The sequence below is a fragment of the Acidovorax sp. LjRoot118 genome, assembly GCF_964253575.1.
GTDB lineage: Bacteria > Pseudomonadota > Gammaproteobacteria > Burkholderiales > Burkholderiaceae_C > Acidovorax.
This window is the reverse complement of record NZ_CAXURB020000001.1, coordinates 1,198,379-1,224,624: the sequence shown is the minus strand read 5'-3', so window position 1 is coordinate 1,224,624 and position 26,246 is coordinate 1,198,379. Positions and strand designations below refer to the sequence as shown.

Sequence of the window (26,246 nt, the reverse complement as noted above, 5' to 3'; positions counted from 1 at the left end):
CTTGAGGGCCATCTACCAGCGCGCCTGCGCAGAGCCCAGGGCCAGCGCCGGCCGGTCCCAATGCATGACAGCGCCCTGCACCTGCAGCGGTGGCAGCACCCGCCGGGCTGAGCCCCAGGAGGTGGGCTCCAGCGCGTCATTCCAATCATCTTGCTGCTCGGGCGCCAGAGGCTCCACGGGGCCCCTCTCGGCGGACACCAACCAGTGCGCTGTGCGCGCCAGGGACAGCCGCGCCGTGCAGCCCGCGCCGGTGGCCCTGCGGCGCGCCAGCCCACGCACGGCAGCCGCCGCCATCAGGTAGCCCGTGGCGTGGTCGATGGCCTGCACGGGCAGCGGCACGGGCCGGTCCTGGCCCGAGAGACGCATGCCCGCCTCGGCGATGCCTGTGCTCATCTGCACCAGGCTGTCGAAGCCGCGCCGGCCCTGCCAGGGGCCGCTCCAGCCATAGGCATTGAGCGATACGTCCACCAGGCCCAGGTTGAGCTCGCGCCGCCTTTGCTCGCCAAGCCCCAGGTGCTCCAGCGCGCCGGGCCGCAGGCCATGCACCAGCACATCGGCCTGGCGCAGCAATCCTTCGAACACCAACAAGTCGGAGGCGACCCGCAGGTCCAGCCGCGCACAGCGCTTGCCCAGCACCACCTCGGGCACGGTGACGGGCTCCTCCCAGCCAGGGGGGTCGATGCGCAGCACATCCGCGCCGAAGCCCGCCATGAAACGCGTGGCCGTGGGGCCGGCAAGGATGCGCGTCAGATCGAGCACCCGCACACCGCGCAGGGGGCGCGCTGGATCGATGCGCCAGTCGGGCTCGGCCACCGGGTTTCCAATACTCCAATGCACCAGGGGTTCGGCCTGCACCGCCAGGCCCTGTGGGTGGGCATTCCAGTCTGCCACGCTGCGCATGGCGGCTGCGCAACCGCCCCGCTCCACCACTGCGGCCTCCAGTGCGTCGGCATCCCAGCCGGCCACGGCGCGCGCAACGACCTCCCTGTCGGCCTCCACACCCAGCACGGCCAAGGCCGCATCGCGGTGGTGCGGCGCATTCGTGTGCAGCCGCACCCAGCCATCGGCCGCGCGGTAGTCCCCGGCCACGGCATCCCATACCGGCGGCAGGGACCAGCCCTGCGGGCGCAGCGACATCCCGAACCAGAAGGACGCGAGGCGCCGGTCCACCTGTACGGCAGGCCCATCGCTGGCAGCCTGTGCGATGAACTCGGCCACGGCCAGCCCCGCCACACCCACCGAGGCGGCGGCCAGGTCCGTGACCGGAAACACCGAGGGCAGATCGCCCCGGCCTGCGATGGACAGGTGGTGCAGCGACGCTGCCGGGCCATCCAGCGCTGCCCATGCTTCGCAAGCCAGCGCCAAGGCGCCCGTGGGAACTGGAATCGTGTGGGCAGACATAGGAAAACCTCCTTGAAAGAGGCTTCCCAGAATAGACTGGCAGCATTTATTGTCAATATTGATTTATATTTTCAACATCATTTTTTTGCAATACGCCGTGTCCAGTTATCTCTCCGCCGCCGAAACCGCCGAACGCCTGGGTGTCTCGCGCGCCACGCTGTACGCCTACGTGAGCCGCGGCCTGCTTCATGCCCACCCCGGCCCCACGCCGCGCGAGAGCCGCTATGCGCTGGCCGACGTGGACATGCTGGCGGGCCAGCGCAAGCGCGGGCGCAAGCCGAGGGAGGTGGCCAAGGCCACGCTCAGCTGGGGGCTGCCGGTGCTCGAATCGGCAATCACCTTGATCGAGGACGGCCGGCTGTACCTGCGCGGTGCCAGCATCGAAGGCCTGGCGCAGACCAGCAGCGTGGAGGCCGTGGCCGCCCGGCTCTGGCAGTGCCCGGAATCCGCAGCCTTTGGCGCCATGCCACCCGTGGCCTCAGCCATGCTGGCCAGCGTGCAGCCCCACCTGGCCAGCCGCGGGCCGCAGGAGGCTCTGCTGCCGCTGTTCACAATCGCCAGCGACGACGCACCCACGGCCCAGTGGCAGGCCGCGCCCGAGCGCCTGGCCGAGGGCTGCGGTGCCCTGGTGCGCCAGCTGGCCGCCTGCCTGCTGGGCACTGCGCCCAGCGCCGAACCGATCCACCTGCAATGCGCCCGGGCCTGGCAGCTCAATGGCGAGGGCGCCGATCTGGTGCGCATGGCGCTGGTGCTGTGCGCCGACCACGAGCTCAATGCCTCAAGCTTCACCGCGCGCTGCGTGGCCTCTACCGGCGCCAGCCTGCGCGCGGCCGTGGTGGCCGGACTGGCAGCACTGACCGGCGCACGCCACGGCGGAGCCACGGCCCGGGTGGAGGCCCTGTGGGACGAATTGGGCGATTCTTCGCCCGCCGCAGGCCTGCGCCAGCGGCTGGCCCGCGGCGAGGCCCTGCCCGGCTTTGGCCACCACCTGTACCCCGAAGGCGACGTGCGCGCACGGCTGCTGCTGGCGCGCATCCTGCCCGCGCGGCCCACATGGGCGCCCTGGATCAGCGAAGCCCAAGCCCTGGTGGGCCAACCCCCGTCGCTGGACTTTGCACTGGTGGCCGTGCGCCGCCACCTGGCCCTGCCGCAGGGTGCCGCCTACGGGCTGTTTGCCCTGGGCCGATCCCTGGGCTGGATAGCACATGCGCTGGAGCAGCGCAGCGGCGACGGCCTGATACGCCCTCGGGCTGCCTACACGGGCCCACGGCCCTGAGTTTGGAAGTTGGGGCGCTCGGGTTATAATGGAGGGCTTTTTCTGCGGAAAGTACGCTGGATGCTCCACGGCGCAAAGGTTGCTCCGGGTCCAGCACGGCTCCCGCACTTGACAAGGATTGATCATGAAAGAAGGCATTCACCCCAACTACCGCGAAGTTCTGTTCGTGGACCTGTCCAACGGTTTCAAGTTCGTCACCCGCTCGTGCGTGAACACCAAGGAAATGGGCAAGACCGAAGACGGCCGTGAGCTGCCCCTGTTCAAGCTCGACACCTCCAGCGAATCGCACCCCTTCTACACGGGCACGCAAAAGTCCGTGGACAACATGGGCGGCCGCGTGGAACGTTTCCGCAACCGTTTCGGCAAGACCACGTCGACGACCGCTGCGCCTGCTGCTGCCGACAAGTAATCTGCACGCAATGCGCCAAGAGGCAGCCCGGGCAACCGTGCTGCCTTTTTTCTTGGGCGCGCCGTGCCCTGTGACCGGGGTTACCAGATTTACCCTGACCACCACAGCCTGCTGACGGAACCCGGGCGCTTATCCCTTATTCTTGGCGGCTCCCCAAAGCCACTGACCACCGCGTGAACCCACCGACCCCAGCCATCGTTACCCAGAATGCCGTGCGGCCACTGCCGCGCTGGGCCCTGATGCTGCTGTGCATTGCCTACGTGGTCCCCGGCTTCGTCGGGCGCGCGCCCTGGAAGAGCGCCGACATTACCGCCTACGGCTACATGCTGGAGCTGGCGCAAGGGCGCACCGACTGGCTCAACCCGCTGCTGGGCGGCATGGCGCCCGAAACCGAAGGCCTGCTGCCCTACTGGATCGGGGCGCTGGCCATCCAGTGGGCGCCGTCCTGGCTGTCGCCCGAGATGGCAGTTCGCCTTCCGTTTGCCGCCCTGCTGGCGCTCACGCTCATGGCCACCTGGTATGGCGTGTACTACCTGGCGCGCAGCCCGGGTGCACAGCCCGTGGCCTTTGCCTTCGGCGGCGAGGCCCCCCCGCTCGACTACGCGCGTGCCATTGCCGATGGCGCCCTGCTCGCCCTGATCGCCTGCCTGGGCCTGGCCCAGCTCTCGCACGAGGTGACCAGCTACCTGGTGCAGCTCAGTTGCACCTCCTTCCTGTTCTTCGCCTTTGCGGCGCTGCCCTACCACGCCGGCAAGGCGCTGGGCGCCATGCTGGTGGGCGCCTTCGGCCTCACGCTCGCCGGGGCACCCGCGCTCACGGTGCTGCTAGGTGCCAGCGGCGTGCTGCTGGCCTTGCGTCTGCCCGACAAGGACGAGCGCCAGTGCAAGTCCTGGGCGGTGGCCACGGCGCTGGTCATCGTGGCAGCCGCCGCGCTGGCCTGGCAGCTCGACCTGTGGCGCTGGCGCATCGTGGGCACCGAGGAAGGCGGCAAGGAATGGGCGAGCCTGGCCCGGTTGCTGGTCTGGTTCGGCTGGCCCGCCTGGCCCCTGGCGCTGTGGACACTGTGGCGCTGGCGCAAGCAGATCGCCAGCCGCCAGTGGCACCGCCACCTGCTGCTGCCGCTGTGGTTCACGGCCATCTCCATCGGCGCCACCATCACCACCCAGCCGGCCGACCGTGCGCTGCTGCTGGGCCTGCCCGCACTGGCGGCACTGGCGGCCTTCGCCCTGCCCACGCTCAGCCGCAGCATGGGAGCGCTGATCGACTGGTTCACGCTGCTGTTCTTCAGCGTCTCGGCGCTGGCCATCTGGGTGATCTGGATCGCCATGCAGACCGGCGTGCCCGCCAAGCCGGCCGCCAACGTGGCCAAGCTGGCGCCCGGCTTCGTGCCCGAGTTTTCGCTGCTGGCCCTGGTGGTGGCGCTCGCGGCCTCGGTGGGCTGGTGCGCGCTGGTGTGGTGGCGCGCCTCGCGCAACCGCGCACCGATCTGGAAGAGCCTGGTGCTGCCCGCCAGCGGCGCCGCGCTGAGTTGGCTGCTGCTCATGAGCCTGTGGCTGCCGCTCCTGGACTTCGCGCGCAGCTACGTGCCGCAGATGCGCGCCATCAACGCCGTCGTGGGCGAGAACCCGGGCTGCGTGCAGACCGTGGGCCTGAGCCGCGCCCAGGTGGCCGCCCTGCAGTATCACGCCGGCTTCACGCTGCGCCCGGCCAGCCTGTCGGTGAGCGGCTGCGAGTGGCTGGTCTCGGACATCGCCTCCTGGCCCGCACCCGCATCCACGGTGGACGGGCTGCAATGGGAACGCGTGGCCACGGTGGTGCGCCCCACCGACAAGACCGATTTCCTGCTCGTGTTCCGGCGCATCGAAACCGAAACCAAAAACTGATGAGCGAGCTGTCGACCATTTCCCGCCACGCCGTGACGGTGCTGGCCGGGCAACTGGCGGTGATGGCCTTCGGCGTGGCCGACACCATCGTCGCGGGCCGCTACAGCGAAGCATCTCTGGCTGCGCTGTCGGTGGGCTCGGCCATCTTCATCAGTGTCTACGTGGCGCTGATCGGGGTGCTCAGCGCCCTGCTGCCGGTATGGGCCGAGCAGCGCGGCGCAGGGCACCAGCGGCAGCTGGGCGCCTCGCTGCGCCAGTCGCTGTACCTGTGTGCCGTGGCCAGCGCCCTGGGCATGGCGGTGCTGCTCTCGCCCGGCGCCGTGCTGCGCTGGACCGAGGTGCCAGATGCGCTGCGCAGCGAGGTCGAAAACTACTTGGCCGTGCTCGCGCTGGCACTGCCGCCAGCCCTGCTGTTTCGCGTCTACAGCACGCTCAACCAGGCCCTCGGGCGCCCGCAGCTGGTCACCTGGCTGCAGGTGGGCTCGCTGTTCATCAAGGTGCCGCTGTCCATCTGGTTCACCTTTGGCGGCGCGGGCCTGCCCGCGCAGGGCGCCGTGGGCTGCGCCTGGGCCACGCTGGTGGTCAACTGCAGCATGCTCGCCCTGGCGGTGTGGCTGCTGCGCACGCAGTCGTTGTATGAGCCGCTGGCCATCTGGAAGCCGCTGGAGCGCCCGCACTGGCCCACCATCGCAGGCTTTGCGCGCCTGGGTGTGCCGGCCGGCCTGGCGGTGATGGTGGAGGTGACCTCGTTCACGCTGATGGCCCTGTTCATAGCGCGCCAGGGCACGATTGCCTCGGCCGCGCACCAGATCGCGTCCAACCTCGCAGCCGTGCTGTACATGGTGCCGCTGTCGCTGTCCATTGCCACCAGTGCGCGCGTGAGCTACTGGCTGGGCGCAGGCGAGCCGCAGCGCGCACGCCAGGTGGCACTGCTGGGCGTGCGCCTGGCCTGCGCCATCGGCCTGGGCCTGGCGGCGCTGATGTTCCTGGCGCGCAACCACCTGGGTGCGCTGTACTCATCGAACGCACTGGTGGTGGCGGTGACGGGCGGGCTGCTGGCCTGGGTGGCGGCCTACCATGTGGCCGACGCGCTGCAGACCCTGTGCGTGTTCGTGCTGCGCTGCTACCGCATCACGGTGGCGCCGCTGGTGGTGTACTGCACGCTGCTGTGGGGCGCCGGCCTGGGCGGCGGCTACCTGCTGGCCTACCAGGGCCTGGGGCCCTGGGGCGCGGTGGCCACACCGGCCACCTTCTGGGCCGCCAGCGCCGCAGCCCTGGTCGTGACGGCCGCCTTGTTCGCAGCCATGCTCTGGCGCGCGATCAGGCTGCCAGCGCCTGCGGCACTGGCGCGCGCAGCCGGCTGACCGGAAAGGTGACGCAGAAGGTCGAGCCCTTGCCCAGGGTGCTCTGGATGCTGAGCGTGGCGCCATGGCGCTGCAGCACATGCTTGACGATGGCCAGGCCCAGGCCCGTGCCACCGGTTTCGCGCGAGCGGCTGCGGTCCACCCGGTAAAAGCGCTCGGTCAGCCGCGGAATGTGCTCGGGCGCGATGCCCGGGCCCGTGTCCTTGACCGAGAACGCGGCCGAGCCATCGTCCTTGCGCACCCAGCTCACCGTGATCGTGCCGCCTGCAGGCGTGTAGCGCACGGCGTTGTTGATGATGTTGGACAGCGCGCTCTGCAGTTCCGCCGGCACACCGGCGATATCTCCCTGGGCCCGCAGTTCCTGCGCCGATGGGAAGATGAGCGTGTGGTGGCGCTGCTGGGTCTGCGTGAGCAGGGCCGACAGGGCACGGCTTTCCTCCTCGCAGCGCTGCACCAGGCCCTGCACGGGCATCCACTCGGCCATGCCGGGCGGCGGGCTGCCCTCCAGCCGCGACAGCGTGAGCAGGTCCTGCACCACGCTCTGCATGCGTGCGGCCTGCTGGGACATCATGCCCAGATAACGGGCGCGCTCGTCCTGCGCCAGCGGCAGGGTCTGCAGCGTCTCGACGAAGCCCATGAGCACCGTGAGCGGCGTGCGGATCTCGTGCGAGACGTTGGCCACGAAGTCACGGCGCATGGCCTCGGCCTGCTCCAGCGCGGTCACATCGCGCGACAGCAGCAGCGTGCGGCCGTCGCCATAGGGGTGCAGCTGCACCGAGATGCGCACCGGGCGCGACGAGGTGCTGAAACGCCCTTCCAGCACCACATCGTGCGTGAAATCCTGGGTGGTGTAGTAGGCGGTGAAATCGGGGTCGCGCACCAGATTGCCGATCGACTGCATGACATCGCGCTGCGCGTCGAAGCCGAACTGGCTTGCCGCCATCTGGTTGCACCACTCGATGTGGCCCTGCGCATCCAGCAGCACCACGCCGTTGGGCGTGGCCTGCAGCGCGGCCAGGATCTCCTGCAGGCGGTTCTGGCTGCTCTGCACCTCCTGGGCCTGCAGGCGCAGCAGGCGCCGCGAGCGGTCGGCCGCCTCGCCCCACATGCCGCGCATGACCGGCGCGTTCGACAGGTCGCCCGTGCGCAGCCAGTGCAGCACGCGCGCGCCGCGCAGCAGGTCCCACACGAACCAGGCCCAGGCCGCTATCGCCGCTCCCAGGGCCGCCCCCCAGGGCCCACCCTGCCACCAACCGAGTCCGCCACCGGCGATTTGCCAGAGCAGAAAATACGTGAATCGCCAGAGCATGCGGATTGCAAAGCCTTCTCAGAAAACCGAGGGCGCCACCGTGGCGCCCTGTGACCCGTCAGGCTTGCAGCTGCTGCACCTGGGGTTGCGATTGCGCCGTGAGCCGGTAGCCGGCACCGCGCACCGTTTCCACCATCACCGATGCGGCGCCCAGCGCTTCGCGCAGGCGCTTGACGTGCACGTCCACTGTACGCTCTTCGATGAAGACATGGTCGCCCCAGACCTTGTCCAGCAGCTGCGAGCGGCTGTGCACGCGCTCGGCATGCTTCATGAGGTAATGCAGCAGCTTGAACTCGGTGGGGCCGACCTTGAGCTGTTGGCCCTGAAACGTTACCCGGTAGGTGCCCGCGTCCAACGCCAATTCGCCGATGGTCACGCTGTCGCTGACCTGCTCGGGCGCGCGGCGGCGCAGCACGGCACGGATGCGCGCCAGCAGTTCCTGCGTGGAGAACGGCTTGGTGATGTAGTCGTCGGCACCGGCGTCCAGGCCCGCCACCTTGTCCGGCTCGTCGCCGCGGGCCGTGAGCATGAGGATGGGGATGGGCTTGGTGCGCGCATCGGCACGCCACTTGCGCGCCAGCGACAGGCCACTCTGGCCAGGCAGCATCCAGTCGAGCAGGATGACGTCGGGCAGCACGGCATCGAGCTCGCGCTGGGCCGATTCGCCATCTTCGGCCCAGAAGGGCTGGAATCCGTTGTGCCGCAGGTTGACCGCGATCAGCTCGGCGATCGCAGGTTCGTCTTCGACGATCAGAACACGGGGTAGCTTTCTCATACAGCGTTCACGGGCCTACAGTACGGCCGATTCGATCTCATCGAGGGCCGTGTGGCGCACGTCCTTGCCCTTGACCAGGTAGATGATGAGTTCGGCCACATTCTTCGAATGGTCGCCGATGCGCTCGATGGCCTTGGCCAGGAACAGAAGGTCCAGGCTCGGGGAGATGGTGCGGGGGTCTTCCATCATGTAGGTGACCAGCTTGCGCACGAAGCCATCGAACTCCTTGTCGATCAGGTCATCCTCCTTGAGGATGGACACGGCCATCGTGGTGTCCAGGCGGGCGAAGGCATCGAGCGCCTTGCGCAGCAGGCCCGAGGCCAGCTCGGCGGCCACACGCAGGTCGCTCGACGGCAGCGAGCGCGCGGCGCCGCTCTCGATGATGGAGCGCACCATGCGCGCCATCTTGTTGGCCTCGTCGCCCATGCGCTCCAGGTTGGCGGTGGCCTTGGAGAAGGCCATCAGCAGACGCAGGTCGCGTGCGGTGGGCTGTCGGCGGGCGATGATGGAGGACAGCTCGTGGTCGATCTCCACTTCCATGGCGTTCACGCGCACTTCGATGGCGGCGACCTGTTCCACGGCCTCCAGGCTGAACTGCGACAGGGCGTACACGGCCTGGCGGATCTGCGACTCCACGAGACCGCCCATTTCCATGACGCGGGCGGAGACGCTGTTGAGTTCTGAGTCGAACTGCGACGAAAGGTGCTTGTCGGGCATTGCTGTCTCCTTAGCCGAAACGGCCGGTAATGTAGTCTTCGGTTTCCTTGCGCTGCGGCTTGAAGAACATCTGTTCCGTCTCGCCGAACTCCACCAGGTCGCCCAGGTACATGTAGGCGGTGTAGTCGCTGCAGCGCGCGGCCTGCTGCATGTTGTGGGTCACGATGACCACTGTGTAGTCGTTCTTGAGCTCGGCGATCAGCTCTTCCACCTTGGCGGTCGAGATCGGGTCCAGGGCCGAGCAGGGCTCATCGAGCAGCAGCACTTCTGGCTTGATGGCAATGCCGCGGGCAATGCACAGGCGCTGCTGCTGGCCGCCCGAAAGGCTGGAACCGCTCTGGTTGAGCTTGTCCTTGACCTCGTTCCACAATGCGGCCTTGCGCAGCGCCCATTCCACACGGTCGTCCATGTCGGTGGCGTTCAGGCTCTCGAAGAGCTTCACGCCGAAGGCGATGTTGTCGTAGATCGACATCGGGAACGGCGTGGGCTTCTGGAACACCATGCCGACCTTGGCGCGCACCAGGGCCACGTCCTGCTTGCTCTTGAGCAGGTTCTCCCCGTCCAGCACGATCTGGCCTTCGGCGCGTTGCTCTGGGTAAAGCTCGAACATGCGGTTGAAGGTACGCAGCAGCGTGGATTTGCCACAGCCCGAGGGACCGATGAAGGCCGTGACCTTGTTCTCGGGGATGTCGAGGTTGATAGCCTTCAGGGCATGGAACTTGCCGTAGTAGAAGTTCAGGTCGCGCACCGTGATCTTGGACTTGTTGGGCGCGTCGTTCTTGAGAATAGCGGACATGAGGGTGTCTTTCTTGCTGCTGGGGCTTACTTTTGGCGGGTCAGGACCCGCGCCAGGATGTTCAGGCCGAGAACTGCGACGGTGATCAGGAAGACGCCGGCCCAGGCCAGTTGCTGCCAGTTCTCGTAGGGGCTCATGGCGAACTTGAAGATGGTCACCGGCAGGCTGGCCATGGGCTTGGCCAGGTCGCCGTTCCAGAACTGGTTGTTCAGCGCAGTGAACAGCAGCGGAGCGGTTTCACCGGCGATGCGGGCCACGGCCAGCAGCACACCGGTGATCACACCGGCGCGGGCAGCGCGCAGCGTCACCATCAGGATCACCTTCCACTTGGGCGTGCCCAGGGCGTAGGCGGCCTCGCGCAGGCTGGCAGGCACCAGGATGAGCATGTTCTCGGTGGTGCGGATGACCACCGGTATCACGATCAGCGCCAGCGCCAGGATGCCGGCATAGGCCGAAAAGCTCTTGAAGCGCGCCACCACCACGGCATACACGAACAGGCCGATGACGATGCTGGGCGCCGACAGCAGGATGTCGTTGACGAAGCGCGTGACCGAAGCCAGCAGGCTCTTGGTCTCGTACTCGGCCAGGTAGATGCCGGCCATGATGCCGATGGGCGTACCCACGAAGGTGGCCAGCAGCACCATCACGAACGAGCCGTAGATGGCATTGGAAATGCCGCCCGCTTCGTTCGGCGGTGGCGTCATCTGGGTGAACAGGGCGATGTTCAAGCCCCCCACGCCCAGGCGCACGGTTTCCCACAGAATCCAGACCAGCCAGAACACGCCGAACGCCATGGCGGCGAGCGACAGGACGAGCGCGATCTGGTTGACGCGCTTGCGGCTGTTGTAGCGCGCTTGGCGCTGCTGGTCGAGCTCGGCCGCCGAGATCAGGCGCTGCGAGGTGCTGGTGCTGGTGCTGGTGCTCATGTGCGAGCTCCTTCGTTCTTTTGCAGGCGGGACAGCAGGATCTTGGACAGCGTCAGCACCACGAAGGTGATGAAGAACAGGACCAGGCCCAGGTAGATCAGCGAAGCCTGGTGCAGGCCCTCGCCGGCTTCGGCGAACTCGTTGGCCAGCGCCGAGGTGATGCTGTTGGCCGCCTCGAACATCGACAGCGAGGACAGCTGGTTCATGTTGCCGATGACGAAGGTCACGGCCATGGTCTCACCCAGCGCCCGGCCCAGGCCCAGCATGATGCCGCCGAGCACGCCGGTCTTGGTGTAGGGCAGAACCACCTTCCACATCACTTCCCAGGTCGTGGAGCCCAGGCCGTAGGCCGACTCCTTGAGCAGGGCGGGCGTGACTTCGAACACGTCGCGCATCACCGAGGCGATGAACGGAATGATCATGATGGCCAGGATGATGCCGGCCGACAGGATGCCGATGCCCACCGGGGGGCCCGACACGAAGGCACCCAGGTAGGGCACGCCCGCGAACAGCGCCTGAAGCGGCTGCTGCACATAGGTCGAGAGGATGGGGCCGAACACCATCAGGCCCCACATGCCGTAGACGATGGAGGGGACGGCCGCCAGCAGCTCGATGGCGGTGCCCAGGGGGCGCTTGAGCCATGCAGGCGACAGCTCGGTCAGGAACAGTGCGATGCCGAAGCTGACGGGCACCGCAATGACGAGGGCGATGATGGACGTGGTCACCGTGCCATAGATCATGACCAGGCCGCCGTACTCGTCCTGAACCGGATCCCACACGCTGCTGGTGAGGAAACCGAGGCCGTACTTGGCAATGGAGGGCCAGGCGCCCACGACCAGGGAGCCCAGGATACCGACCAGCAGCAGCAAGGTCAGAATGGCGGCGCCGCGCGCCAGCCAGCCGAACAGCCGGTCGGCCAGCATGCCGGAGATCAGGGGGCGGGAGGGAGGTGGAGGCATGTTTTTGGTGCGCAGAGGGGCCGTCTCGAGGGACGGATTGTCGCGGACCGGCATCGTAGTGGACACGTTGGTAGCCTTGGATTCAGTGAAGTGAAATCGAAAGGCCGGCGTGTCGCCGGCCCTGTGAGATTACTTGAAAGCTACCGCTTTGCCAGAGGTGTCCTTGATGTCACCCCACGACTTGAGGATGATGGCCTTCACGCTGTCGGGCATGGGCACGTAGTCCAGGTCCATCGCGGTCTTGTCGCCCTGGGCATAGGCCCAGTCGAAGAACTTGAGTGCGGTGGTGGCCTGGGCAGGCTTGTCCTGCGATTTCTGCATCAGCACGAAGGTCGCGCCGGTGATGGGCCACGAATCCTTGCCAGGCTGGTTGGTCAGGATCTGGTAGAAGCTCTTGGCCCATTCAGCGCCAGCAGCAGCGGCCTTGAAGGCCGTGTCGTCAGGAGAGACGTAGGCGCCATCGGCGTTCTGCATCTGCACATAGGTCATCTTGTTCTGCTTGACGTAGGCGTACTCCACATAACCGATGGAGTTGGGCAGGCGGCCCACAAAAGCGGCCACGCCTTCGTTGCCCTTGCCGCCGGCACCCGTGGGCCAGTTCACGGCCGTGCCTTCACCGACCTTGGACTTCCACTCGGCGTTGACCTTGCTCAGGTAGTTCGTGAAGATGAAGCTGGTGCCCGAGCCATCGGCGCGGCGCACGGGGGCAATGGCAGCGTCTGGCAGGGCCAGGCTGGGGTTCAGCGCCTTGATGGCGGCGTCGTTCCACTTGGTGATCTTGCCCAGGTAGATGTCACCCAGCACTTGGCCACTCAGGCGGATCTGGCCGGGAGCGATACCCTTGATGTTGACCACCGGCACCACACCACCGATCACGGTGGGGAACTGCACCAGGCCCTTTTTGGCCAGGTCTTCGTCCTTCAGGGGCGCATCCGAGGCACCGAAGTCGACCGTCTTGGCTTCGATCTGGCGCAGACCGGCACCCGAACCCACCGACTGGTAGTTGATCTTGATGTTGGTGGCCTTGTTGTAATCGGCCGCCCACTTGGAATACAGAGGCGCCGGAAAGCTGGCACCTGCACCGGTGGCTTCCTGCTGCGCCATGGCTTGAGAGAACGCACCAGCAGCGACGACACCAGCAACAAGAACCCGAATCGCGGACATTTTCATGAAGACACCTCTTGGATGAGTGAGTAGGGATGAGGCGACTCTAGGGTCCGTATATGACATTGTCGTGACACACAGGCCGGTTGTCACACATCTCTTCTCCATGGAGGACCGCCCTCTTGTGTCATCCAGTTGTCACGGGAGCTGCTTAGTCTCCCGCCACCGAGATGAATCGGCTATCTACCTGGAGAATCACATGTTCCGCCGTTACGCACTGCAATCCGCTCTCGCCCTTGCTGCCGCCGCCACCCTGGCCGCCTGCTCCAGCATGGGCTCTGCCCCCGCAACCCTCGACGGCACGATTGCAAAGACGCCTTCGCTGAGCACCTTCAGCAAGCTGGCCGTGCAGGCCGGCCTGACCGACACGCTCAAGGCCGCCGGCCCCTACACCGTGTTCGCTCCCTCGGACGACGCCTTCAAGGCCGTGCCCGCCAAGACCCTGGCAGAACTGCAGGCCAATCCCGCCCAGCTCAAGGCCGTGCTCAACCACCACATCGTGGCAGGCCGCGTGACCGCCGCCGAGGCCAAGGCCGGCAATGCCAAGACCCTGAATGGATCGAACGTGGCTCTGGCCCGTGCTGGCGCTTTCGTCACGGTGGACGAAGCCATGGTGACGCAGGCCGACGTGATCGCCACCAACGGTGTCGTACACGTGGTCGACACCGTGCTGATGCCCCCCAAGAAGTAACCGGCCAGCCGCACGACATGACCCGCACACCCCGCCCTGGCCAGACCGGCGTCCTGCGCCGCCACTGGCTGCAAGGGGTGGCGGCCATGGGCCTGACAGGCAATGTCTGGGCCCAGGGGACGGAACCATCCGCCAAAAAAGCGGATGCCGACCGCCCCCATGTGGTGGCGCAGGTGGCGGACCTGTCTGCGGACCAGCAGGATGTGAGCCGCGACTTCCTCGTTGGCTCGCGCACCGCCTGGCAGGAGATCAATGCCAAGGGCGGCGTGCATGGCCGCCCCGTGCAGCACCAGACGCTGGAGACCGACGGCACCCCCGCGAGCCTGCAGTCCGCCTGGCAGAGCGCGCAGCGCCAGGCCAGTTGCATCGCCCTGTCGGGCTGCGTGGGCAACACAGCGGCCAGCGGGCTCATCGCCCTGCAAGCCAAGTCGCCCGGCGATGCCGCACTGCCCTTCGTGGCGCCCTGGCTGCATGACACGGCAGGCATCTCCACGGCCAGCGGAGCCAGCGACACCGTGTTCGACGTGTTCGCGGGGCACGAAGCCCAGATCACCCACGCCATCAAGAACCTGGCCAGCATGGGCGTACAGACGGTGGGCGTGGCCTATGCCAGCGCGGCCGTGCGGCGCCAGTCCGAGGCCATGGTGGCCCATGCGGCCCAATCGATGTCGCTTAAGGTGCAGACCATTTCGCCACCAGGCGGCGCCGCAAAGGCCGGCACCGGAGCGCGCGTGGACCAGACCATCATCCTGTTCATCGGTGGCACGCCCGAGCTTTTTTCGTTCCTGGACCAGCTCGCGCTGCCCCAGGGCCGCCAGTGCTATGTCGTGGCCCTGGCCGACGTGAACCTGCAGGTGCTGGCCCAGATGGGCCCCACGGCCGCCAAGGCCTCGGTCATCGTCACCCAGGCCGTGCCCATGGTGAACGCCAGCCTGCCCGTGGTGCGCAGCTACCGCGACGCCCTGGCGCGCTTCTACGACGAACCCCCCTCCCCCCTGGGCCTGGCCGGCTACATCGCCGCGCGCTACACCGCCGAGGTGATGGGCGGCATCACCGGCCCGGTCACCCGCGCCAGCATGCTGGCCGCCCTGCAAAAGCGCGCCGCCGTGAACATCGGCGGCTATGCCATCGGCTACCAGGGGCGCCAGCGCACCAATGCCTATGTGACGCAGAGCATGCTCACCACGAACGGGCGCATCATTGGCTGAACTCACTCTTGCGCGCCGGCCCGGGTGCTATGCTGGGCCGAAAGGAAAAACGCGCACCCCGCGCACCACCATGCACAACGGAACACTGCTCGCAGCTGTGGATCTGGGATCCAACAGCTTTCGCCTTGAAATCGGCCGCTACGAGCACGGCCATGTCCAGCGCGTCGAATACCTCAAGGAAACCGTGCGCCAGGGCAACGGCCTGGACGAGAACCGCAACCTCACCCCCGAGGCCATGCAGCGCGGCTGGGATTGCCTGGCACGCTTCGGCGAGCGCCTGGCGGGCTTTTCGCGCACGCAGGTGCGCGCTGTGGCCACCCAGACCTTGCGCGAAGCGCGCAACCGCGAAGAATTCATCACCCGTGGCAGCCAGGTGCTGGGCTACCCCATCGACGTGGTCTCGGGCCCCGAAGAGGCCCGCCTGATCTACCAGGGCGTGGCACGCCTGCTGCCGCAATCCGACGAGCGCCGCCTGGTGGTGGACATCGGCGGGCGCTCCACCGAACTCATCCTGGGCCAGCAGTTCACACCGCATGCTGTCGCCTCCTTTCGCGTAGGCAGCGTGGCCTGGTCCTCGCGCTACTTTGCCGGCGGCCTGTTCACGCCCCAGGCTTTCATGGCCGCCGAGATCGCCGCCAAGGCCGTGCTCGACGAAGCCCTGGCCACCTTCCGCCCCGATGGCTGGGACGTGGCCTACGGGTCCTCGGGTACGGCCGGCGCGGTCGGTGACATCCTCACCGCCGCAGGTGGGCCCGAAGGCCTGATTACGCGGGAAGGCCTCGACTGGCTCCATGAACGCCTGCTGCGCGCGCAGAGCGCCGACCGTGTGCGGCTCGATGGTTTGAAGGACGAGCGCCGCGCCGTGATCGGCGGCGGCATCAGCGTGCTGCGCGCCGTGTTCGATCTGCTGCACATCGAGCAGATGCAGGTGGCCCAGGGCGCGCTGCGCCAGGGCGCGCTGTACGACCTGCTGGACCGCGAGCAGCCCGGCACCGACCTGCGCAGCACCACGGTCAACGGCCTCATGCAGCGCTTTGGCGTGGACATGGAGCATGCCGAGCGCGTGGCCCGCATCGCCTGCCAGCTGTTCGACCAGGCGGCCCCGGCCGGCAGCGAGCGCGCCTCGCGCAAGCTCGACTGGGCGGCGCGCCTGCACGAGATCGGCTGCCGCATCTCGCACAGCGACTACCACCGCCACGGCGCCTACATCCTGGACAACACCGACGCCGCCGGCTTTGCCATGCCCGAGCTGCACCGCCTGGGCATCCTGGTGCTCGGCCAGCGCGGCAAGGTGCGCAAGCTGGTGGAGGTGGACCTCACCGATGCGGGCTTTGCACTGCAGCTGCTGTGCCTGCGGCTGGCCGTGGCCCTGTGCCATGCGCGCCGCGACCCGGACACCGAAGGCCTGCAGCTGCAGGTCAAGGGCAACCGCTTTGCGCTGGCGGCGCGCCGCGGCTGGGCAGCCGGCTACCCGCAATCGGCCCACCTGCTGCGCGAGGAAATGCTGGCTTGGCAGAAGACCCCATGGGAGCTGGTGGCAGAGCTGCCGTGACGTGAAAAGAAAAACGGTATAAACTGTTTATACCGTTTTATTTTTTGAAGTCATGACCACCACCGCACCAGCAACCACCCCCATCGTTCCCACCGCAGCAGCCACCCCGGCCGTGGCCTCCGCCGCCAAGGCACCCGCCGCCGTGAAAAGCACCGCCGCTTCCAAGCCCGCCAAGGTAGCCAAGGCGCCCGAAAAGGCGGCGGCCGCCAAGCCTGCCGCCCCCAAGGCAGCCGCCAAGGCCCCCGCGGCCAAGCCTGCAGCCACCGCAAAGCCCGCAGCCAAGGCCGCCGCCAAGCCCAAGACTGTAGCGCCCGCCGTGAGCAAGCCTGCGACCAAGCCCGCAGCAGCCGTGGTACCCGCCAAGGAAACCAAGGCCAAGAAGCCCAAGCTCGTGCGCGACAGCTTCACTATCCCCAAGGACGAGTACGCTGTGGTCGAGACGCTCAAGCAGCGTGCCGCCGCCCTGGCCCAGCCCGCCAAGAAGAGCGAACTGCTGCGCGCCGGCCTCAAGCTGCTGGCCGGCCTGTCCGACACCGCCCTGCGCAGCGCGCTGCAGGCCGTGCCTTCGATCAAGACCGGCCGCCCGAAGGCCGAGGCCCCTGCCGCCAAGAACGGCCGCAAGTAAAAAAGCGGCCCGAGGGCCGCTGTGTGGTAGCAACTGAAGGTGCTGCCGTCAGTGTCAGACGAACTCCGGCGACTGCACGGCCATCAGCACCGTCTGGCTTTCGTCCATGCGTTGGCGCTGGCGCAGCCACCACACGGCGCCCTTGCGCACCGCGCATTCGGGCGCCTGCATGCCCAGCAACTGCGCAATGGTCTGGCCCAGCACGGGCTGGTGGCCCACGATCAGCACGGCACCGCGCGCCCGCGGCCACTGCGCCAGCTCCAGGAGCTCTTCCGTAGTGCCGCCGGGCAGCAGCTCGGCACGCATCTTGAACTTTCGGCCCAGCGCGTCGGCTGTCTGCTCGGTGCGCCGGGATGGGCTGGCCAGCACGCGCAGGCCCTCGGGCAACTGGCGGTCCAGCCAGGCGGCCATGCGCGCCGCCTGCTTTTCGCCCCGTGGCGTGAGCGCGCGGGTCAGGTCGTCCGAGCCGTCCTGGGCCTCTTCGGCCTCGGCATGGCGCCACAGGATCAAATCCATCATCACGTTCCTTGCTGCTCCACCCGCGCCACCGGCGCAGGCGGTCCGTAGCGCACCATGAGCGCCGCCTGCGCGCCCTGCCCGTCTTCGGGATGGGGCGCCCTGGCATAGGTGCCGTCGGGGTTGAGCGTCCATGCATCGCGGTCATCGTGCAGGTAGGCCACCAGGCATTCGTCGACGATCTGGCGGCGCAGGCGAGGCTCGGTCACGGGCCAGGCCAGCTCCACGCGGCGCATCATGTTGCGGTTCATCCAGTCGGCACTCGACAGGTACAGGTCTTCCTCGGCGCCAGCGCGGAAGTAGAAGACCCGCGTGTGCTCCAGAAAGCGCCCGATCACCGAGCGCACGCGGATGTTGTCGGTCACGCCAGGCACCTGGGCCGCGAGCATGCAGGCGCCGCGCACGATCAGGTCGATGCTGGCACCGCGCTGGCCCGCCAGGATCAGGGCACGGATCAGCGCCTCGTCCGTCAGCGCGTTCATCTTGGCGACGATGCGCGCATCTTCGCCACGGCTGGCGGCCAGGCCCACCTGCTCGATCTTCTCGATCATGCGGCGCTGCAGGTGAAAGGGCGCGAGCAGCAGCTTGCGCAACTTGGGCGGCCGGTTCTGGCTGGCCAGGTGGTTGAACACGCCGTCCATGTCGGCCGTGGTGTCCTCGTCGGCCGTGAGGTAGCTCAGGTCGGTGTACAGGCGCGCGGTGCGCACGTTGTAGTTGCCGGTCGACAGGTGGCCATAGCGGCGCAGCTGGCGCCCCTCGCGGCGCGTCACCAGCAGCATCTTGGCGTGGGTCTTGAGGCCCACCACGCCGTACACCACCTGCGCACCGATGGATTCGAGCGCTTCGGCCCAGTTGATGTTGGCCTCTTCATCGAAGCGTGCCTTGAGTTCCACCACCGCCATGACCTCCTTGCCGCGGCGCACGGCCTCGGTGAGCAGGTCCATGAGCTCGGAGTCGGCACCCGTGCGGTAGATGGTCTGCTTGATGACCAGCACCTGGGGGTCGTTCACCGCCTCGCGCAGAAAGGCCAGCAGCCCGTCGAAGCTCTCGAACGGCTGGTGCATGAGCACGTCGCGCTTTTGCAACTGCTCCATGATCGAGATCCCCGGCACCAACTGGCGCGGCCAGGCCGAGCGCCAAGCGGGGAACAGCAGCGCGGGATCGTTCACCAGGTCCACCAGTTGCGTCAGGCGCACCAGGTTCACGGGGCCGTGCACGCGGTACAGAGCAGGCTCTGGCAGGTCGAACTGTTCGAGCAGAAAGCGCGAGAGGAACTGCGAGCACCCGGCCGAAACCTCCAGCCGCACGGCCTGGCCGTAGTGGCGGTGCTGCAGGCCCTGGCGCAGGGCGGTGCGCAGGTTGCGCACGTCTTCCTCGTCGAGCGCCAGATCGGAGTGGCGCGTGACGCGAAACTGCGAGAACTCGGTGACCTCGCGCCCGGGAAACAGGTCCGCCAGGTGCGCGCGGATGATGCTCGACAGGCTCACGAACAGCGATTCGCCTTTGGCGGCCAGGCGCGGCGGCATGCGCACCAGGCGCGGCAGCGCGCGCGGCACCTTGACGATGGCCACCTCGTTCTTGCGGCCGAAAGCATCGTGCCCGTGCAGCCGCACGATGAAGTTGAGCGACTTGTTGGCCACCTGCGGAAACGGGTGGGCGGGATCGAGCCCCACGGGAATCAGCAGCGGGCGCACCTCGCGCATGAAGTACTCATGCACCCAGGTCCGTTGCGCGGACGAGCGGTCCCCGTGCGAGACGATGCGGATGCCGTGCCGGGCGAACTCCGGCACCAGGGAGTCGTTGTACAGCGAGTACTGGCGCGCCACCAGGTCATGGGCCTTGGACGCCAGCGCCACGAAAGAGGCTGCGGTATAGACCCCCTTGCCCTCGCCGCTCTTGGCAGCGGTCAGGTGCGCGGCGGCGCGCACCTCGAAGAACTCATCGAGGTTGGACGAGACGATGCACAGGTAGCGCAGGCGCTCCAGCAGCGGAACGTCGGTGCGCACCGCCCAGTCGAAGACACGCTCATTGAAACCCAGGATGCTGTGGTCCCGGTCCAGGAACATGGGAGCCCCGGGCACGGCAGCAGGTACCACCGCTGCGGGCGGGGGCGGGGGCGCGGGCTCGGTTGCCGCAGCGGGGGCGGCATCCTGGCGGTCATCGGGGCTGTCACATTGCGGAATCACGGGTTTTCTGGAGGAGAAGGATGGCATGGACACTCGAAAGCCACGGGAGGCAAGTGCCTGCAGTATTTAACGGCCAGATGACAGTGATGTGACAGTTTTTGTGACAGAAACCGCATCGTCATCTCCGCGCGGGCGGGCTGGAACCAGGAATTGCTGGAACAGCCGGGCTGCATGCGCCCAGGTGAACTCCAGTGCCCGGTTGCGCGCCTCGTGGCGCGGCACGGCCAGCGCGTTCTGGGCGGCGGCCATCAGGTCGGTGTCCAGCACGCCGCCGCGTGCCTGCCCACCGGCATGGGCGCCCAGCACCTCCATCGGGCCGTCCTCGAAGTAGGCGGCCGCGGGCGTGCCGCAGGCCATGGCCTCCAGCATCACCAGGCCAAAGGTCTCCGAGCGGCTGGGAAACACGAACACGTCGGCCGCCGCGTATACGCCCGCCAGGGTGGCGCGGTCCAGAATGCCCAGCCAGCGCGCCTGCGGGTAGCGCGCCCTGAGCCGCTCTTCCAGCGGGCCCACGCCGCAGATCACTTTGCTGCCCGGCATGTCCAGCTGCAGGAAGGCCTCGATGTTCTTCTCGTACGAGACGCGCCCCACGTACAGGGCCACCGGGTGGGCCAGCGCGCCCACCAGCGGGTGCGGCGTGGCCTCGCCCTGGTAGGGGAAGGCCGTGGTGTCCACCCCGTGCGTCCATTGCCTGAGGTTGCGAAAGCCTCGCCGTTCCAGCATCTTCAAAACCCCCACCGTGGGCACCATCACACCCGACGAGGGGCGGTGAAAATGCCGGAACAGCGCATAGCCCAGCGAGAGCGGAATCCGCAAAGCCGCTTGCAGGATCTCGGGAAAGCGGGTGTGGAAGGCGGTGGTGAAGGCCAGCTTCCTGCGCAGGCAGTAGCGGCGCCCGGCCCAACCGATGGGGCCTTCGGTCGCCAGGTGGATGGCGTCGGGCTGCAGTTCGTCCAGGATGCGCTCTATCTCGCGCCCGGGCCGGATGGCCAGGTCGATCCCCGGGTAGCCCGGGCAGGGGCGCGTCTTGAACATGCCCGGCTGGATCACGTGCACCTGGTGCCCGGCACTCTCCATGTGGCGCACCAGCTCCACCAGCGTGGTGACCACGCCATTGATCTGCGGGGCCCAGGCGTCGGACAACAAGGCGATTTTCATACGGCCATCTCGCTGCTGCGGGTTTGCGTGCTGGTCTGGTGGCCGGGCACGGTGTGCCACTGGACCAGCTCCAGGCGGCCATCCATGTGCTCGACCAGCGCGGTGTGGCTTTCCACCCAGTCGCCGTCGTTGCAGTACAGGGTGCCGTCGATCTCGCGCATCTCGGCGCGGTGGATATGGCCGCACACCACGCCATCGTGGCCACGGCGGCGGGCCTCGGCGGCCACGGCCACCTCGAAGTCCGTCACGTAGTTCAGTGCCGTCTTGACCTTGCCCTTGAGGTAGGCCGAGAGCGACCAGTACGGCAGCCCCATGCGTGCGCGCAGGGTGTTCAGGTGCCGGTTGAGCTTGAGCGTGAACTCATACAGGTTGTCACCCACGTAAGCCAGCCACTTGGCACACTGGATCACGCCGTCGAAGTAGTCGCCATGCGTCACCCACAGGGTGCGGCCATCGGCCGTGGTGTGCACCGTGTCCTCGGCCACCTCGATGCCGCCGAACGAATGGCCGACGAAGGCGCGGGCGAATTCATCGTGGTTGCCGGGCACGAACACCACGCGGCAGCCCTTGCGCGCCCGGCGCAGCAGCTTTTGCACCACATCGTTGTGGGCCTGAGGCCAGAACCAGCGGCGCCGCAGCTGCCAGCCGTCCACGATGTCGCCCACCAGGTAAAGGTGATCGCTCGGGTGGTGCTTGAGAAAGTCGAGCAGGCCTTCGGCCTGGCAGCCGGGCGTGCCCAGGTGCAGGTCGGAGATGAACACCGCGCGCAGGTGGCGGTGGCCGGGTGGATGCGCGTCGTCGGCGTCGGCAGCAGTGTCCTGCCCACCTCCCACGTGCGCAGTCCAGTCGCCGAGCGCGTCGAACGCGGCGCGCATCAGGCCCCCAGGAAGTGCTTGCGGTAGCGGGGATGCAGGTCTGCCAGGCGCATCAGCATGGGCAGGTCTGCGGTGTTGAAGTCCGGGTCCCATGCAGGGGCGCCCAGCACCCGCGCACCCAGGCGCAGGTAGCCCTTGATCAGGGCCGGTGGTTCCACGAAGACCGAGCCATCGAGCTTCTCGATGGGCAGCGGCAGGCGCGGCAGCACGTGGTATTCGATGGGGGCCAGGTGCGTCTGGCGCACCTGGTTCCAGATGCTGGCGGCCGCATCGCCGCTGATCACGCCGTTGTGCAGCATGGGGATGCTGGCGCAGCCGATCATGGTGTCGAGCTGGTTGCGCACCATGAAGTCGGCCAGCGCGCTCCACAGCGCCATGATCACGCCGCCATGGCGGTGCTCGGGGTGCACGCAGCTGCGGCCCAGTTCCACCATGCGCGGGCGCAGGGTGCGCAGGCGGGTCAGGTCGAATTCGGTGTCGCTGTAGGTGCTGCCCACGCGGCGTGCCTGGGCGGGGGTCAGAACCCGGTAGGTGCCAATCACCTGCTGGGTGGCCGTGTCCCGCACCAGCAGGTGCTCACAGTAGTCGTCGAACAGGTCCACGTCGTGGCCGGGAACGGGGGTCGTCAATCGAGCGCCCATCTCCTCGGCAAACACGTCGTACCTGAGTTTCTGCGCCTGGCGGACCTCGTCGAGGTGCCGTGCCCACGAGACCTCCACAGCGCCACGCACCGGGGTGCCAGCCACTGCTGCGACCGCGCCCACTGCAGCGCCAGGGCGGTGGATTGCCCCTCTGGACGGAGCAGCAGGGAGCAGCGGCAGGGCGGGGTTGGGCAAATCGCTCATGGTCAACTCCTTCGTACAGGGCGGCCCCATGGCCGCTGGTGCCCCGGATCACCGGGTGGTGTGCTTCAATGCGATGGAGTTTGAAAGCCGCAGGTGACGCCTGCATGTCCGTGCGATGTCAACGCCGTGACAGAGGGGCACGGCATGCCGGTGGGTGACCGAAGCCCCCCCTTGCGGCACAGGCAGGGGCCGGTTACCGAGCGGTTACCGCTGTAAGCCTGGGCTGCTACACTTTGGAACATTTTTTTGGGGCATCGCGCCTCTCCCTCCGGGTCCGGCCGCCATGTCCTTGCTGTCCATTGCCCCAGAACGCCTGCCGTCTGGGGACTCTTCCGACGCGTCTTTGGAGCGCACGCTGCGCGAGCAGCAGATGCTGCTGGAGAGCGCGGGCGTGGGCATCGTGTTCATCCGCCAGCGCGTGGTGGTGCGCTGCAACCAGCGCTATGCCGAGATCTTCGGCTACGAGTCGGCGCAGCGCCTGGCGGGCCTGAGCAGCGAGGCCTTCTACCCCGACCGCGATGCCTTCCGTGCACTGGGGCGCGAAGCCTACCCCGTGCTTGCCAAGGGCCAGGCCTACCGCGTGGAACGCCAGATGCGCCGGCGCAACGGGCGGCTGTTCTGGGGCAGCCTCACGGGCCGGCTGATCAACCCGGCCGACACCAGCGAGGGGTCGATCTGGATCCTCGACGATATCGACGAGCACAAACAGGCCCAGGCCCTGCTGAGCGCTGCTGTGCGCGAAAAGCAGGTGCTGTTCGACCAGGCCATGGTGGGCATCGTGTTCCTGCGCGACCGGCACCTGACCCGCTGCAACCGCCACTTCGAGCACATGCTGGGCTATGGCCCCGGCGAACTGGCGGGCAGCCCGTCGCGCCGCTGGTATGCCAGCGACGAGGACTGGGAGGAAGTCGGCCACCGCTGCTACCCGGTGCTCGCGGCCGGCCAGTCGTACGAGGGCGAAGTGGTGCTGTGCCGCAGGGACGGCACACCGCTCACCTGCGAGGTGCGCGCCAAGTTCATCGACCCCGACGACCCGGACCAGGGATCGATCTGGATCACCATGGACATCTCCGAGCGCAAGCAGGCCCAGGAGGCGCTGGCACGCGTGCACGAGGAGCTGGAGCAGCAGGTTCAGGACCGCACGCGCGAACTGCGCGACACGGTGGACAACCTGCACCGCGAGATCAGCGACCGCAAGGCCGACCAGGACCGTATCTACTGGCTGGCCCACTACGACCCGCTGACCGGCCTGCCTAACCGCGCCCTGCTGTCCGAGCGGGCCCAGGAGGCGATCCGCGTGGCACAGGAGGGCCATACGCCGCTGGCGCTGATCTTCCTGGACCTGGACCATTTCAAGCACGTCAACGATTCGCTGGGCCACCGCGTAGGCGATGCCCTGCTGGTGGAGATCGCCAAGCGCCTGCGCGCCGTGGTGCGCGACAAGGACACCGTTTCGCGCCTGGGCGGCGACGAGTTCATCCTGCTGCTGCCGGGCGCCAACGCCCATGGCGCCGCGCGCGTGGCCGGCAAGCTGCAGGAGGCCTCGCGCCAGCACTACCAGATCGACCACCACGAGCTGACCATGGCGCCGTCCATGGGCATCGCCCTGTTCCCGCAGGACGGCAGCGATTTCGACACACTGACCCAGTCGGCCGACGTGGCCATGTACCGCGCCAAGCTCGACGGGCGCAACACCTTCCGCTTCTTCACGCCCGAGATGCAGGCCCAGTCGGTGCGCGCCCTGCAGATCGAGAATGCTCTGCGCCGAGCGCTCGAGCGTGGGCAACTGCACCTGCACTACCAGCCCCAGATCCACCTGGCCACGGGCCAGGTGCACAGCGTGGAGGCCCTGCTGCGCTGGGACCACCCGCAGATGGGCAGCATCACGCCCACCGAATTCATCCCCATCGCCGAGGACAGCGGCCAGATCCTTCAGATCGGCGAGTGGGTGTTGCGCACCGCGCTCACGCAGCTCAAGGACTGGCACGAGAACGGCTTTCCCGCGCTGACCATGGCGGTCAACCTGTCGGCCATCCAGTTCCGCCAGCCGCAGCTGCCCGAACTGGTGAGCCGCATCCTCACCATCTTCGAGCTGCCCCCCGACTGCCTGGAGCTGGAGCTGACCGAGGGCGTGGCGGTGGACGACCCGCATTCGGCCGTGGCCACCATGGACAGCCTGCATTCGCGCGGGGTGCGCATGTCCATGGACGACTTCGGCACCGGCTACTCATCCCTGAGCCAGCTCAAGCGCTTTCAGATCTTCAAGCTCAAGATCGACCAATCCTTCGTGCGCGACCTGGGCGATGACGGCAACGACCGCGCCATCGTCAGCGCCATCATCCGCATGGCCCAGGCCCTGGGCATGCGCACCACGGCCGAGGGTGTGGAGACACCGGAACAACTGGCCTTCCTGCGCGAGCAGGGCTGCGACGAGGCCCAGGGCTACCTGTTCAGCCGGCCGCTGCCGGCCGACGAGCTGGAACTGTTCCTGCGCCAGTACATGCCCGCGTGAGACGCCCCCTGCCGCGCTTGGGGCAGGTCAGAATGAAGGGCGCAGACACTTGGCCGGGTGCATGCAAGTCCGCATCAACCGCCACGCCGCCACTGCGCGGGCGGCACCCCCATGGCCTGCTGAAAAACGCGCGCAAAGTGCGATGCATCGGCAAAGCCGCAGCGCCGCCCGATCTCGGCCACCGCCACATGCGCCAGATGGGGCCGGCGCAGCAGCTGCGCCGCGCGCACCAGGCGCAACTGCAGCAGCGTGCCCGCGAAGGTGCCGCCCTGCGCCGCAAACGCGCGGTGCAGCGTGCGCAGGGAGACGCCAGCCTCCTGCGCAAGGGCCTGGGCCGAGACACCGGGCTGGTCGATGCGCCCCCGCAGCAGTGCGCACAGGTGGGCATGCAGGCCCTGGCCCGCTGGGGCCGCCGGCGCCGCAGGCGGCTCCAGCGCAGCACACAGCAAGGCACCCAGGTGGTCCGACAGCAGCGCGGGCGGCAAGGCCTGGGCCGAGGCCGGGTCGCGCGCTAGCTGCACGGCCAGGGCTCCGAGGCTCTGGCCCCAGCCCTGGTCGCGCCAGGCCACGCGGGGCCCTCGCACCTCGGCCTGGGCCAGCCATTGGCCCACCCAGGCGCGCGGCAGCTGCAGCGAGACGCAGTTCACCCCTTCGGAAAAGTGCAGCTCGTAAGGCCGGGCCGAGTCCACCAGCACCATGTCGCCCGGGCGCAGGTGGGCCACCTGTCCGTCCTGGCGCACATGCCACGCGCTCTCGGCCTGGGCGATCAGGTAGAACGGCAGGTTGCGGCTGCGTGCAATGCCCGCTGGCGTGCGGTACACGTCCTGCGTGGAGGCGCGTACCTGGTTGACCGACAGGGCCTGCACCGCCAGGCTCTGCAGCACCCCGCCAAACACAGGGGCCTCGCGCGAGCTGCAGCCCATCTCCAGAAAGGCCTCGCAGATGGCGCCCACCCAGTAGTCCAGGCGCGCCGCGGGCGCGACCCCATCGGTCGTCCACTGGCGCAAGGGCGACGTGGCAGGAGCATGGACTGCGGGCATGGCGCCAATCTAACGGCAAGCGCCACGGGCAGGCAACAGGGCTTGCCCGCCCCCGCTGC

Annotated in this window: 23 protein-coding genes; 9 read left to right on the top strand and 14 right to left on the bottom strand. The window is 67.9% G+C overall.

Annotated elements, in window-relative coordinates; all coding sequences use genetic code 11:
- Positions 1–12: 12 nt before the first annotated feature.
- Positions 13–1,401 (bottom strand): CoA transferase, encoded by a 1,389-nt coding sequence (locus ACSQ9E_RS05710; protein WP_436217133.1) that lies wholly within the window; start codon positions 1,399–1,401, stop codon positions 13–15.
- 97 nt (positions 1,402–1,498) lie between these two features.
- On the opposite strand from ACSQ9E_RS05710, the gene ACSQ9E_RS05705 reads away from it, so the two are divergent.
- From ACSQ9E_RS05705 to ACSQ9E_RS05690, 4 genes are all read left to right on the top strand, one after another.
- A complete protein-coding gene (locus ACSQ9E_RS05705; RefSeq protein WP_436217132.1) occupies positions 1,499–2,677 on the top strand; it encodes a citrate/2-methylcitrate synthase in 1,179 nt (392 codons plus the stop codon).
- Positions 2,678–2,801: 124 nt separating this feature from the next.
- The gene (locus ACSQ9E_RS05700) at positions 2,802–3,086 is read left to right on the top strand and encodes a type B 50S ribosomal protein L31 (RefSeq protein ID WP_057206201.1); all 285 of its coding nucleotides are present in this window, start codon (positions 2,802–2,804) and stop codon (positions 3,084–3,086) included.
- A gap of 173 nt (positions 3,087–3,259) precedes the next feature.
- Positions 3,260–4,969, top strand: a complete 1,710-nt coding sequence (locus ACSQ9E_RS05695; RefSeq protein WP_057205669.1) for a hypothetical protein — start codon at positions 3,260–3,262, stop codon at positions 4,967–4,969.
- Entirely contained in the window at positions 4,969–6,333 is a 1,365-nt protein-coding gene (locus ACSQ9E_RS05690; RefSeq protein ID WP_057205667.1) for an MATE family efflux transporter, read from the top strand. The genes ACSQ9E_RS05695 and ACSQ9E_RS05690 overlap by 1 nt, the downstream gene beginning before the upstream one ends.
- Here the strand turns inward: ACSQ9E_RS05690 and phoR are convergent.
- The 7 genes from phoR to pstS form a co-directional block, all read right to left on the bottom strand.
- Entirely contained in the window at positions 6,290–7,642 is a 1,353-nt protein-coding gene (gene phoR, locus ACSQ9E_RS05685) for a phosphate regulon sensor histidine kinase PhoR (protein WP_057269602.1), read from the bottom strand. The genes ACSQ9E_RS05690 and phoR overlap by 44 nt on opposite strands.
- A 58-nt stretch (positions 7,643–7,700) precedes the next feature.
- Positions 7,701–8,417 (bottom strand): phosphate regulon transcriptional regulator PhoB, encoded by a 717-nt coding sequence (gene phoB / locus ACSQ9E_RS05680; RefSeq protein ID WP_057205663.1) that lies wholly within the window; start codon positions 8,415–8,417, stop codon positions 7,701–7,703.
- Between the two features lie 15 nt (positions 8,418–8,432).
- Positions 8,433–9,134: a phosphate signaling complex protein PhoU gene (phoU, locus tag ACSQ9E_RS05675; RefSeq protein WP_057205661.1), complete on the bottom strand. Its 702-nt coding sequence runs from the start codon at positions 9,132–9,134 to the stop codon at positions 8,433–8,435.
- 10 nt (positions 9,135–9,144) lie between these two features.
- Entirely contained in the window at positions 9,145–9,930 is a 786-nt protein-coding gene (gene pstB / locus ACSQ9E_RS05670; protein ID WP_057205659.1) for a phosphate ABC transporter ATP-binding protein PstB, read from the bottom strand.
- Positions 9,931–9,956: 26 nt separating this feature from the next.
- Positions 9,957–10,856, bottom strand: a complete 900-nt coding sequence (pstA, locus tag ACSQ9E_RS05665; protein ID WP_436217131.1) for a phosphate ABC transporter permease PstA — start codon at positions 10,854–10,856, stop codon at positions 9,957–9,959.
- Positions 10,853–11,869 carry a phosphate ABC transporter permease subunit PstC gene (gene pstC, locus ACSQ9E_RS05660; RefSeq protein WP_082604392.1) on the bottom strand — a complete coding sequence of 339 codons (1,017 nt, stop codon included), beginning with the start codon at positions 11,867–11,869 and terminating at the stop codon, positions 10,853–10,855. Before pstC ends, pstA begins: the two co-directional genes overlap by 4 nt.
- 75 nt (positions 11,870–11,944) lie before the next feature.
- Positions 11,945–12,985 carry a phosphate ABC transporter substrate-binding protein PstS gene (pstS, locus tag ACSQ9E_RS05655; RefSeq protein ID WP_057205655.1) on the bottom strand — a complete coding sequence of 347 codons (1,041 nt, stop codon included), beginning with the start codon at positions 12,983–12,985 and terminating at the stop codon, positions 11,945–11,947.
- Positions 12,986–13,178: 193 nt separating this feature from the next.
- Here pstS and ACSQ9E_RS05650 point away from each other — a divergent pair, with 193 nt between their 5' ends.
- From ACSQ9E_RS05650 to ACSQ9E_RS05635, 4 genes are all read left to right on the top strand, one after another.
- Entirely contained in the window at positions 13,179–13,670 is a 492-nt protein-coding gene (locus tag ACSQ9E_RS05650) for a fasciclin domain-containing protein (protein WP_436217130.1), read from the top strand.
- A gap of 17 nt (positions 13,671–13,687) precedes the next feature.
- Positions 13,688–14,878: an ABC transporter substrate-binding protein gene (locus ACSQ9E_RS05645; protein WP_436217129.1), complete on the top strand. Its 1,191-nt coding sequence runs from the start codon at positions 13,688–13,690 to the stop codon at positions 14,876–14,878.
- A gap of 70 nt (positions 14,879–14,948) precedes the next feature.
- Complete coding sequence (locus ACSQ9E_RS05640) at positions 14,949–16,430, top strand: Ppx/GppA phosphatase family protein (RefSeq protein WP_057205650.1); 1,482 nt, start codon at positions 14,949–14,951, stop codon at positions 16,428–16,430.
- Between the two features lie 52 nt (positions 16,431–16,482).
- The gene (locus ACSQ9E_RS05635; protein ID WP_436217128.1) at positions 16,483–17,055 is read left to right on the top strand and encodes a hypothetical protein; all 573 of its coding nucleotides are present in this window, start codon (positions 16,483–16,485) and stop codon (positions 17,053–17,055) included.
- Positions 17,056–17,109: 54 nt separating this feature from the next.
- Here the strand turns inward: ACSQ9E_RS05635 and ACSQ9E_RS05630 are convergent, their stop codons facing one another.
- The 5 genes from ACSQ9E_RS05630 to ACSQ9E_RS05610 all read right to left on the bottom strand — a co-directional run bounded on the left by ACSQ9E_RS05630 (position 17,110) and on the right by ACSQ9E_RS05610 (position 22,635).
- A complete protein-coding gene (locus ACSQ9E_RS05630) occupies positions 17,110–17,574 on the bottom strand; it encodes a SixA phosphatase family protein (RefSeq protein ID WP_057205647.1) in 465 nt (154 codons plus the stop codon).
- Positions 17,574–19,637 carry a polyphosphate kinase 1 gene (gene ppk1, locus ACSQ9E_RS05625; RefSeq protein WP_436180169.1) on the bottom strand — a complete coding sequence of 688 codons (2,064 nt, stop codon included), beginning with the start codon at positions 19,635–19,637 and terminating at the stop codon, positions 17,574–17,576. The genes ACSQ9E_RS05630 and ppk1 overlap by 1 nt, the downstream gene beginning before the upstream one ends.
- Positions 19,638–19,823: 186 nt before the next feature.
- A complete protein-coding gene (locus ACSQ9E_RS05620; protein ID WP_436217127.1) occupies positions 19,824–20,915 on the bottom strand; it encodes a glycosyltransferase family 4 protein in 1,092 nt (363 codons plus the stop codon).
- Complete coding sequence (locus tag ACSQ9E_RS05615) at positions 20,912–21,790, bottom strand: UDP-2,3-diacylglucosamine diphosphatase (RefSeq protein ID WP_057205641.1); 879 nt, start codon at positions 21,788–21,790, stop codon at positions 20,912–20,914. Before ACSQ9E_RS05615 ends, ACSQ9E_RS05620 begins: the two co-directional genes overlap by 4 nt.
- Positions 21,790–22,635: a GNAT family N-acetyltransferase gene (locus tag ACSQ9E_RS05610; RefSeq protein WP_057205639.1), complete on the bottom strand. Its 846-nt coding sequence runs from the start codon at positions 22,633–22,635 to the stop codon at positions 21,790–21,792. Before ACSQ9E_RS05610 ends, ACSQ9E_RS05615 begins: the two co-directional genes overlap by 1 nt.
- A 283-nt stretch (positions 22,636–22,918) precedes the next feature.
- Between ACSQ9E_RS05610 and ACSQ9E_RS05605 the strand changes: the two genes are divergently transcribed.
- A complete protein-coding gene (locus ACSQ9E_RS05605; RefSeq protein WP_057205637.1) occupies positions 22,919–25,147 on the top strand; it encodes an EAL domain-containing protein in 2,229 nt (742 codons plus the stop codon).
- Between the two features lie 74 nt (positions 25,148–25,221).
- Here the strand turns inward: ACSQ9E_RS05605 and ACSQ9E_RS05600 are convergent, their stop codons facing one another.
- Entirely contained in the window at positions 25,222–26,187 is a 966-nt protein-coding gene (locus ACSQ9E_RS05600) for a helix-turn-helix domain-containing protein (RefSeq protein WP_436217126.1), read from the bottom strand.
- Positions 26,188–26,246: the final 59 nt, after the last annotated feature.